This is a genomic window from Anaerococcus tetradius ATCC 35098 (genome assembly GCF_000159095.1).
Classification (GTDB): Bacteria; Bacillota; Clostridia; order Tissierellales; family Peptoniphilaceae; genus Anaerococcus; species Anaerococcus tetradius.
The window spans coordinates 13716-23631 of record NZ_GG666297.1 but is presented as its reverse complement, the minus strand read 5'-3'; the positions used below and the strand labels follow the sequence as shown (position 1 = coordinate 23631).

9 protein-coding genes and 2 pseudogenes are annotated in these 9916 nt (G+C 32.0%); 7 read left to right on the top strand and 4 right to left on the bottom strand.

Translation table 11 applies throughout. From position 1 onward, the window contains the following. The first annotated feature begins 677 nt into the window (after positions 1-677). From HMPREF0077_RS05400 to HMPREF0077_RS05380, 5 genes are read left to right on the top strand one after another with little or no spacing between them, the layout of a single operon-like run. Positions 678-1379 carry a lantibiotic protection ABC transporter ATP-binding protein gene (locus tag HMPREF0077_RS05400; RefSeq protein ID WP_004836967.1) on the top strand — a complete coding sequence of 234 codons (702 nt, stop codon included), beginning with the start codon at positions 678-680 and terminating at the stop codon, positions 1377-1379. Between the two features lie 3 nt (positions 1380-1382). After that, positions 1383-2123, top strand: a complete 741-nt coding sequence (locus HMPREF0077_RS05395; protein WP_004836966.1) for a lantibiotic immunity ABC transporter MutE/EpiE family permease subunit — start codon at positions 1383-1385, stop codon at positions 2121-2123. Continuing rightward, positions 2123-2863 carry a lantibiotic immunity ABC transporter MutG family permease subunit gene (locus HMPREF0077_RS05390; RefSeq protein ID WP_040349496.1) on the top strand — a complete coding sequence of 247 codons (741 nt, stop codon included), beginning with the start codon at positions 2123-2125 and terminating at the stop codon, positions 2861-2863. The genes HMPREF0077_RS05395 and HMPREF0077_RS05390 overlap by 1 nt, the downstream gene beginning before the upstream one ends. A gap of 32 nt (positions 2864-2895) precedes the next feature. Beyond that, positions 2896-3555, top strand: a complete 660-nt coding sequence (locus HMPREF0077_RS05385; protein WP_004836964.1) for a response regulator transcription factor — start codon at positions 2896-2898, stop codon at positions 3553-3555. Further along, the gene (locus HMPREF0077_RS05380) at positions 3546-4925 is read left to right on the top strand and encodes a sensor histidine kinase (RefSeq protein ID WP_004836963.1); all 1380 of its coding nucleotides are present in this window, start codon (positions 3546-3548) and stop codon (positions 4923-4925) included. Before HMPREF0077_RS05385 ends, HMPREF0077_RS05380 begins: the two co-directional genes overlap by 10 nt. 153 nt (positions 4926-5078) lie before the next feature. Here the strand turns inward: HMPREF0077_RS05380 and HMPREF0077_RS10450 are convergent. Continuing rightward, positions 5079-5272 (bottom strand): annotated as a pseudogene (locus tag HMPREF0077_RS10450) (MobC domain-containing protein); the annotation flags it as partial. Between the two features lie 1034 nt (positions 5273-6306). Between HMPREF0077_RS10450 and HMPREF0077_RS05375 the strand changes: the two are divergent. Both HMPREF0077_RS05375 and HMPREF0077_RS05370 read left to right on the top strand, forming a co-directional pair. Next, on the top strand, positions 6307-6534 hold the full coding sequence (locus tag HMPREF0077_RS05375) for a helix-turn-helix domain-containing protein (protein ID WP_004836959.1): 228 nt from the start codon (positions 6307-6309) through the stop codon (positions 6532-6534). Continuing rightward, the gene (locus HMPREF0077_RS05370; protein WP_211204682.1) at positions 6518-6823 is read left to right on the top strand and encodes an AAA family ATPase; all 306 of its coding nucleotides are present in this window, start codon (positions 6518-6520) and stop codon (positions 6821-6823) included. The genes HMPREF0077_RS05375 and HMPREF0077_RS05370 overlap by 17 nt, the downstream gene beginning before the upstream one ends. A 292-nt stretch (positions 6824-7115) precedes the next feature. Here HMPREF0077_RS05370 and HMPREF0077_RS05365 read toward each other — a convergent pair whose 3' ends face one another. The 3 genes and pseudogenes from HMPREF0077_RS05365 to HMPREF0077_RS10880 all read right to left on the bottom strand — a co-directional run. Beyond that, entirely contained in the window at positions 7116-9260 is a 2145-nt protein-coding gene (locus HMPREF0077_RS05365; protein WP_040349495.1) for a copper-translocating P-type ATPase, read from the bottom strand. Positions 9261-9279: 19 nt separating this feature from the next. After that, positions 9280-9729, bottom strand: a complete 450-nt coding sequence (locus HMPREF0077_RS05360) for a CopY/TcrY family copper transport repressor (protein WP_004836956.1) — start codon at positions 9727-9729, stop codon at positions 9280-9282. Between the two features lie 115 nt (positions 9730-9844). After that, positions 9845-9916, bottom strand: a pseudogene (locus HMPREF0077_RS10880) (relaxase); the annotation flags it as partial.

Here is a 9916-nt window from a genome sequence, read left to right as displayed (position 1 = left end):
TTTTTTTCTCCTGAGTCTGCTATTCTTATTGATGTTGGCATTTGTTTTGGCTTTTTTGCCATAGATATGGCATAGACATTGGTCGGTATGCACATGGTAATGGCTAGGGTCAAGGAAAATAGCTTGACCATAAACTCTCTAATTCTTCTCTTCATACTTCTTCCCTCCGATTATAAGTGCTTATAAAAGTGCAAGGATGAGATCTATTTTATAAAAATCATGCAAGAAAAGCATAAAAAGTCCATGATATCGTTTGCTGTAAAGAGTGACATCATGCTATTGACCTTCCAAAAATAATCACACCAAAGTTTTGCATAGACTTCTCAGCCTTGTAAGTTTAAAATCTACATTCAATCTACTATATTATATCATATTTATTCACCTCTTATAGGTGAACCGCTCACAAATTAAAGCTAAAAACTTAAAGGCCAGTTCGAAGCTGGTATTGGAAAATAGCCAAATCTTTACTGCAACATCAGCTTTCCAGATATCACTCAATCCATCTAATTATGGGACGTTTTCAAATTTTTAGTCCCATCCCAGTCCCAGTACCGGAGAATATGTCTACTTTTAGGATAAAAACAATATGTTAATTTTTTAAAGAATCTTATCTTCCTTATGGAATCCTTAAATTTGTATTTTATACTAAGTTTATAAAATGAAGAGGAGGTTCATTTATGGACAAATTGATATTAGAAACAAAAAATCTTACTAAAACCTTTGGTAATCAAAAAGCTGTAGATAATATTTCTTTAAAAATAAAAAAGAACTCTATCTATGGATTGCTAGGACCTAACGGAGCAGGTAAATCGACTACATTGAAGATGATTACTGGAATGATTCATAAAACATCTGGTCAAATCTTTTTTGAAGGTCATGAGTGGAGTCGTGACGATTTATCAGATATTGGTGCCTTGATAGAAATGCCTGCCTTGTATGATAACTTATCGGCTAGGGAAAATTTAAAAGTAAGGACACTCCTATTAGGATTACCAGATTCCAGAATTGATGAAGTTTTGGAAATAGTTAGTTTAAAAGATACTGGCAAAAAGAAAAGTGGTCAGTTTTCAATAGGCATGAAACAAAGACTAGGAATCGCCATTGCCTTATTAAATAATCCTAAGCTTTTGATTTTAGATGAACCAACAAACGGACTTGATCCTCTAGGAATTCAGGAATTGCGTGATTTAATAAGATCTTTCCCAGAAAAAGGAATATCCGTTATTTTGTCTAGTCATATTTTAGCAGAAGTTGAACAAACTGCTGACCATATTGGGATTATTAATAATGGAAAATTGCAATATCAAAACATTATTAATCATAATGACAATTTAGAAGAACTTTTTATGAATGTTATAAAAAGTGGAATGGGAGTTTAAAAAATGATATCTTATATCCTTGCAGAAAATTTAAAACATAAGGGCACTTTCTTGAAGAAGTTATTAGTTATTATGCCAATGACTTTAATCTTATTGTCACTCTTTCTTATGCCAAGTTATTTCACTGCTAATTCCTATAACTGGTGGTACGTCATAATAATGCCTACAACTTTTGCCTTAATCCCAGCAATGATGGATAGAAAAGAAAGTAGGAAATTAAACTACAGAGCAGTTTTCCCTCTAAATATTAATCTCAAAAAGTTATGGGTTTCAAAGATAATCACAGCATTTATTTATATGAGTATTGCTGCTATAATTCATATGCTAGGAGTGTATATTTTTCAATTTTTTCTTGGAGAGCAATTAATACCAAACTATGGATTTTCCACATTACTATTTGCAAGTTTCTTACTAATAATAACTAATATTTGGCAAGTCCCTCTATGTTTTTTCTTGGCAAAAAAATTTGGCTTTATCGCAAGTATTGCAGTAAATGCAGTATTAGGTTTAGGAGCAGGAATCTTGTTGTCTGACAGTGCTTTTTGGATTTATTGCCCATATTCTTGGGGAATTAGGTTAATGATTCCTGTTATGCATATTCTACCAAGTGGTGTTTTGACGGAAGCATCAAATCCAATGGTATCAAACACATCGTTACTTATTCCTTGTATTTTATCTATATGTCTATTTACCTTACTAACAATGATAAGTGCAAAATGGTTTTCAAAACAAGAGGTAAAATAATGATAAATATAATAAAATCAGAAATATACAAAATTAAAGGCACCTGGCTTCCTTGGATTCACATAGTCTTACCTATAGCCTATTCTTTACTATTTTATGTGGCATTAAAAACCACAGGATTAAAAAATTTTGAAGAAAGCGATATAATACAAACTTATTTTGTACTTTTAGGAGCGGTAATGCCAATAATATTAAGTTTGATAAGTTCAAAAGTAGTTGATATGGAAATGAGTGCTGGGAAATTTCAAGTGCTTTTATCTACTACAAAATCTAGAAGCAAAGCCTATATAGGAAAACTCCTTGTATTAGAATTGGGATTTGTTATTTCTCTTGCTTTAGCTATTATAATTTTTGCAGTACTAACTGGTTATCAAAATACCTTAGATTGGCTTATTGAATTTTCCCTAATTGTTATTAGCAGCCTTTCTCTATACATGATACATCTTTGGGTATCAATCGTATTAAGTAGTGGTGTATCTATTGGATTGGGTTTTTTAGAAACATTGGTTGCTTTACTTTCAATGACTGTCATTGGCGATAGTATTTGGTATTTTATTCCTTGTACCTGGTCATCTAGACTTCCAGCTATGTATATTATTATGGGCAAAGTTTCGGATCCTTCCTATTTTTATAAGGAGTTTAGAATTTGGAGCTTTATAGCCTTGTTTGTTATCTTAATCTTATTTATTTCCTCAATTATTTGGTTTAATAAGTGGGATGGGAAATCTATTAGTGAATAAAAGTTTTTAATTTAAAATTAGGAGGTGATAAAATGTCTTTAATTCTTGCAGTTGATGATGAGTTAGATATGCTTGAACTAATAAAAAATATTTTGAAAAAGAACAATCATGAGGTCGATGTATATCAAAATCCTTTAGAGATTGATAATAGTAAACTTAGTAAATATGACTTGATTCTACTTGATATTATGATGCCAGGTATTAACGGTATTAATTTTTGCAAAGAAATTCGCAATAAAGTAGACTGCCCTATTCTTTTTTTAACAGCGAAAACTATGGAAGAAGATATAGTTGAAGGCTTATTAATTGGTGGTGATGATTACATCACAAAACCATTCGGTGCAGCAGAATTGTTAGCTCGTGTTGAAGCACATTTAAGACGAGAAAAAAGAGAACGACACACTAGTTTAAATCTTGGTGAAATTCGATTTGATTTATCTTCCAATGAAGTTTTTGTAGGAGATAAAAAAGTTCATTTGACAAAATCTGAGTATCAGATTTCAGAATTACTAGCAAAAAGAAAAGGACAAGTATTTTCAAGAGAGCAAATATATGAGCTTATCTTTGGATTTGATGGTATAGGAGATGCATCTGCAATATCAGAACATATAAAAAATATTAGGGCAAAGTTTCAAAAATATGGAAAAAATCCAATTGAAACAGTATGGGGAATAGGATATAAATGGAATTAAAATCAAAAGGTCAATCTCTTAAAAATATACTTTTTAAATATTTGTTAAGTATTGGGCTAGGTCTAGCAATCTCCGTTTTATTAATCCTAGCTTTTATATCCGCTTCTTATCAATTTAAGTGGATATTTCCTGCGAACTATACTGAGAATTTAATTCTTGAAAAAAGGACAGATATTGCCACTTCAAAAAATTTCGAAAAATCATTACTTCCAGATAATACATCTTATCTATTTCTATCAAAAGACGAAAAAGTTATAGAAACAAATATGAATAAGAATATCCAAGATATAGCCTTTAACTATCATAAGGGATCTGTTAATTCTAATTCAAACTTATCCTTTATGGAAATACAAAGATCTGATGGATATGTACTTGTAGCTTATGACCTAAAGCCTTTTTATAAAAGTCCTTGGATGCAAAAAAATCTACCACAAATAAATGTTTTATTACTAATCTTACTGATAATATTTTGTTTTATTAGTGTTATTACTATCACATTAATTTGGGCAAAGAAAATATCAAAAGAATTAAATCCTTTGTTAGAAGCTTCGGAAGAAATCGGAAAACAAAACTTGGACTTTCAAGTTAAAAAGTCAAATATCCAGGAATTTAATGTCATATTAGATAGTTTAGAAAAAATGAAAGTAGGATTAAGTGAATCTTTAAGAACAAATTGGAGAGAGGAAGAGAAAAAAAGAAATCAGATTTCAGCATTAAGCCATGATATAAAAACTCCAGTTTCAATTATAAAGGGAAACTCAGAATTATTAGGAGAAACAAAGCTAACAGAAGAACAGCAAACATATCTAAATTATATTAGAAAAAACACAAGCCGTATTGATAAATATATCCAAACTTTAATGCTTGTTAATAAATCTAATCAAGTAAATGAATTGAACTTTACCCAAATTAGAGCAAAAGAATTTGTAGAAAACATTGAAAAACTTGCTAAAGAATTTACATCAACTTATAAGTTAAATCTTTTAGAAGATATTAACTATGATGATGATTTTTTAATAGTAGATTTAAAAAATTTTGAACGAGCCTTTCTAAATATTTTAAGTAATGCCGAGGAGCAAAGTCCCAAAAGCTCAACTATTAAGTTACTTATATGTTCCAAAGCTGATGAGCTTCAAATATCAATAGTAGACCAAGGACACGGATTTTCAAGTGAAGATCTATTATATGCAACAGATCAATTCTACCAAGGAGACAAAAGTAGGCATTCAAAAGAAAACTACGGTATAGGATTATTTGTTGCCGAACAAATTATCAATATGCATGGAGGAAATCTTGTTTTAGAAAATAGAACTGATGAATGTGGTGCTAAAGTCAGCATACTGTTGCCAGTAAAGAATACTCAAGAATAGGGGTATTCTTTTTTCTTGCATTTATGAATTTTATGTGTGTGGTGTTTGTATATCTTTTTAAAAGCACTTTCATAAGTTTTTTCACTTTTAGTAATATAATCTACTTCTAAATTTAGAGCTTATTTTATAGGATATATTTTTGTAATTGCCATACTAAATACCATAACTTTCTTTTGATTTATTAAGAAGTAGGGAATGTATATCTCATATCTCTTTGATAATTTTTCTATTTGTTTATTCATTGATTCAATTTCATTTTTGTAAATAACACCAGTGGTATTAGTTGCTTTTGCAATCTGATTTATGTTATTTGTTACATTTGAAAGTAGCCATTTGAGATATCTAAATAAATTAATCCTCATAATATGTACGCAAAAAGACCGCAGATTGAAACTACGGTCTTATTTTTTGTCCAAATGTAAACCACTTGGAACTATTATTCAATTTATTCTTTTTTACTTCCAGTACCATTTGAGTACCAGTAGCCATTTTTAATTCTCTTCGTTTGATAGAGTCTGTATCATACTTGAAAATCACTTCGTAATTTTCAATTCCCATTCAGCGACAAAATAAAAAAAGTGCTCCCTACTCGGTCACGCTTTTTTTATTTTGCTGCAGAAGGGCAGCCATCCATCTATCTTCGCACTTCGTGCTCGATATATGGGGCTGATTTAAAAACATCGCTTGCGATGTTTTTACTCCCATTCTTCTTTTCCAAACGTTCGATATATCCCAAACCATTCAAAATACTGGAATCTATTTTTTAGAGTATCACTAAATCCATCTAATTATAGGACGTTTTCAAATTTTTAGTCCCGTCCCAGTCCCAGTACCGGAGAAATATTTGTTTTAATATAATATCTCTTAATCTTGTTTATCCAGTTTTCAAATTAATCTTACTTCGAATTTAGTTCATTTTTACTTTTTGCTTTGTAGGTTTAAATCTAAATATATTACTTGGTAATTATCCAGCCTATGGATATAAGACAAAAGATTTAGAAACTTGAAACGAGGAGATTTTGTTAAAATCTTCGGAGAAGTAAAAACTAATATTGGCAACAATGAAAGGGAACATAAAATGTTCGTATTCTGTCTTCTAAGCTATTAAAAGCAAAAGAACAAGTAAGGATCAATACAAGGATAAAAAGTCCATATTAGGGCAAATAAATAGCTTTAAGGCAGAGGGCAAACTTAAGTCAAATAAGAAAGACCATAGCAAAGGTGCAGAGAGATAAATATCGGCAATTTTCGGACTGCCTTTATTTTTTTTGCTAAGTTTAACGCAATAAATCATATAATTGAAAGGAATCTGTATTATATGCTCTCATTAGATAGTTAATCTATACATTTAGAAAGGTAAAATATAGAATTGGAGAATGATATGGGATTTTCATATAACAAATTATGGAAGTTATTAATAGATAAAAATATGAAAAAAACAGACTTACAATGTGCAATCGCAACAACACCCAAGATAATAGCAAAAATGGGAAGAGACGAAAATGTAAGTCTAGAAACATTAGGAAAGATTTGTGAGTATTTTCAATGTGATATTGGAGATATTATTGAATATAAGTCAATGGGAATCAAGTATGATAACGGAATTTGATAGTATTCCATATTCCAATGCTGGTAGAGGGCTACAATGCTTATTAAAAACTGAACTTGCTTTAAATAATATTAATACAAATAAAGATAAAATAATTTTAATTGAAGAGCCAGAAAACCATTTGTCATCTTCTAACATGAATAATTTAATTGATATTCTACAAGAAAATAGTAATAAGGAATCTAGTCAAATAATTATTTCAACTCATAGCAGTTTTGTTTTAAATAAATTAGGCTTAGAAAATTTAATACTTTTATCAAACAAAAAAACTCTAAAATTACAAATTTAAGTAGTGATACAGAAAAATAATTTAAAGCTATTTCAGGATACGACACATGTGGAGACGGTGGTATTATTGTCAAGAAAATAGAATAACAAGCTATAAAACTGTCGAAATAGGTGGCTTTTAGGATTTTAAAAGAAATCAGTTCTATAATAAATTAAAAATCGTGTTGGTAGAAAAATCGTCTACTTCTACCAACACAATTTTACAAAGAGCCAGTACTTACATCTCTTTTTCTCCTGTAAAACTATTGTATCTTGATACTTTAAGGAGTTTCAATTATTCTATATGTTAATTGTCATTTTTTCGGATCTAATCTTAATAAAATAGCATTAATTGCAACTAAGACTGTTGACACAGACATTAGAATTGCTCCTACTGCAGGACTTAATGTGAAACCAAAAGGGGCCAAAATTCCTGCAGCTAGAGGGATAGCTATAAAGTTATAACCGGCTCCCCAAAAGAGGTTTTGTTTCATTTTACGAGTTGTTTTGTGTGCTAATTCAATGAATGATTCAATATCTCCTGGATCAGATTGAGTCAAGATGACATCAGCTGAATCCAATGCCACTTGGGTTCCAGCACCTACAGCTATACCAACATCTGCTAAGGCAAGAGAAGGAGCATCATTGACACCGTCACCTACCATGATAACTTTTTTTCCTTCTTCTTTAAGTGTTTTTACTAACTCATATTTGTCTTGCGGAGATTGATTTGATCTATATTCAATCCCTAAATCTTCTGCCGCTCCTTGAGCCGCTTTTTCATTATCACCTGTTGCCATAATTGGCTCTATATTGTTATTTTTAAGAGCTTCTATTAACTCTTTACTGGTTGCTTTTAATTCATCCCCCAAAGCTACAGCACCAATGGCATCATCGTTTTCTACTAAGACACTGAGGGTTGCTCCTTTTGGAATATCCATATCTAGATTACGTCCGTATGCTTTTTGACTGATTAATTGGTATTGGTGCCCATTGGCTTTACCTTCTACGCCAGCACCGGAAATTACATCAATGGAATCAAAGGATACTGGACTTATACCTTCTTGGTCGGCGAAGCTTATAATTGATTGAGCAATAGGGTGACTAGACCCTCCTTCAATACCTGCCAATAGTGAAATGATTTCTTCTTTTGTATATTTTTCATTAAGAAGTTTTACATCTAATACTTTAAACTCACCTGTTGTTAAAGTACCTGTCTTATCTAAAATCATCACATCTGCATCTTGAGCTATTTCTAAAGATTCTCGGTCTTTTACTAGTAAGCCACGACTTGCCCCTAAGCTTGTGCTACGAGCGGTTACCAATGGAATAGCTAGACCCAAAGCGTGAGGACAAGCTATAACTAATGTTGTGATAGCAAATTTTACTGCCGTTGGGATGTCCGCTATAAGCGTCCATACTACAAAAGCTATTAGTGCGACAATGACCGCAATATAGAAGAGCCATCCTGCAACCTTTTGAGCAATATTTTCTGCTCTGGAAGGCTGACTTTGAGCTTGGCTGATTAAATTCTGAACTTGAGAGATGAAGGATTGATCACCTGTCTCATTCACTTTAATATAAAGAACCCCTTCTCCATTTGTTGAGCCTCCGATTACTTCATCGCCAGGACCTTTTTTAACTGCTTTTGATTCTCCAGTCAAAAGAGCTTCATTTAGACGTGATTCTCCACGCTCGATAGTTCCATCTGCTGGCACATTTTCTCCAGCTTGAACTCGAATTAAATCACCTACCTTTAAGTCAGCAACTGGTCGTGTTTCTATTGAATCGTCATCTAATACTACATGAGCATCTTTTGGTACTAGCTTAGCCAGTTCTTCTTGTGCATCTCCTGCTTCTCCAATAGCTTTCATCTCAATCCAGTGACCTAATAACATGATTAATAGTAATGAAGCAAATTCAAAGAAAAAATCCATAATTTGTTCACCTGTTACGTAGCTTGCTATTACAGTATAAATACTATATAAATATGAAACACTTAAACCTAAAGAAACGAGGGCCATCATTCCAGGTTTTTTTTGTTTAAATTCGTCAACTGCCCCTTGATAGAATGGACGTCCACCATAAATAATTAATATAGTAGATAAAATAGCTACTACAATATCAGAATATGGAAAAGTAAACTGGAATGGTAGGTCAAACCCAGCCATAGGGGATAAGAGCATAATAATGATTCCTATTGGCAATGATTTTAAGAAAAGTTCCTTAAAGTTACCGTGATGATGGTGGTCATGCCCACTGTGTCCGCTGTGATCATGCCCATTGTGACCGCTGTGATCATGCCCATTGTGCCCGCTGTGATCATGCCCAGCATGATGTTCTTGATGTTGATCCTTATGGTCTCCATGTTCTTCCGTGCTTACGTGCTCATGTTTTGAATGATCCATGTCGCCATGATTATGATGACTGTGGGATGAATATTTGTTGTTATTGTTCATTTTAAATTCCTCCTTATTCTTAATGATGATGTAAATGACATTTGCATTGTCCTTCTGGACAATTGCAATCCACTTCTTCTACTGCGAAAGCTTTTTTCATCTCTAATATTTTTTCTAGTCGATCTATATCATCGAAGCTTAAAACATGATCTTCAATGATGCTTCCTATTACATTTCCGACTTTCTTATTGCAAATACGGTTAAAAATATCTTCTGCATAATCCATTACGGCTTCTTTCTCTTCAATATTGGCAGTGTAAATAAACTTTCTACCCTCTTGCTCTGTATTTAGTACGCCTTTTTCAACTAATCGACCTAAGATCGTTTTGATAGTGGATTGTGTCCAATCCATTTTTTCTTTCAATACGGAAATGACTTTTTTACTAGTTACTCTATCATTTGCCCAAACTACACGCATGACTTCCCATTCTGCATCTGTGATATAAGTATTAAGTTCTATTGTGCTCATTTTCCTTTCCACCTCCTCGTTTACAGATGTAAACAAATATGCTCAAAATAAGTTTACTATTGTAAACGAATTATGTCAAGTTTTTTTAATAAATGTAAGCAACGCTTATAGCTTTTTACCTCTCCACTTCTATCCCATAATAATTTTCATAGTTTTTCCTATACTGAACAAGGTCAGAAAATTGTTC

Bases quoted from the DNA above. Each gene is read 5' to 3' on its own strand.
- HMPREF0077_RS05400 (WP_004836967.1), top strand. From the start codon at position 678: ATGGACAAATTGATATTAGAAACAAAAAATCTTACTAAAACCTTTGGT.
- HMPREF0077_RS05395 (WP_004836966.1), top strand. From the start codon at position 1,383: ATGATATCTTATATCCTTGCAGAAAATTTAAAACATAAGGGCACTTTC.
- HMPREF0077_RS05390 (WP_040349496.1), top strand. From the start codon at position 2,123: ATGATAAATATAATAAAATCAGAAATATACAAAATTAAAGGCACCTGG.
- HMPREF0077_RS05385 (WP_004836964.1), top strand. From the start codon at position 2,896: ATGTCTTTAATTCTTGCAGTTGATGATGAGTTAGATATGCTTGAACTA.
- HMPREF0077_RS05380 (WP_004836963.1), top strand. From the start codon at position 3,546: ATGGAATTAAAATCAAAAGGTCAATCTCTTAAAAATATACTTTTTAAA.
- HMPREF0077_RS05375 (WP_004836959.1), top strand. From the start codon at position 6,307: ATGGGATTTTCATATAACAAATTATGGAAGTTATTAATAGATAAAAAT.
- HMPREF0077_RS05370 (WP_211204682.1), top strand. From the start codon at position 6,518: ATGATAACGGAATTTGATAGTATTCCATATTCCAATGCTGGTAGAGGG.
- HMPREF0077_RS05365 (WP_040349495.1), bottom strand. From the start codon at position 9,260: ATGAACAATAACAACAAATATTCATCCCACAGTCATCATAATCATGGC.
- HMPREF0077_RS05360 (WP_004836956.1), bottom strand. From the start codon at position 9,729: ATGAGCACAATAGAACTTAATACTTATATCACAGATGCAGAATGGGAA.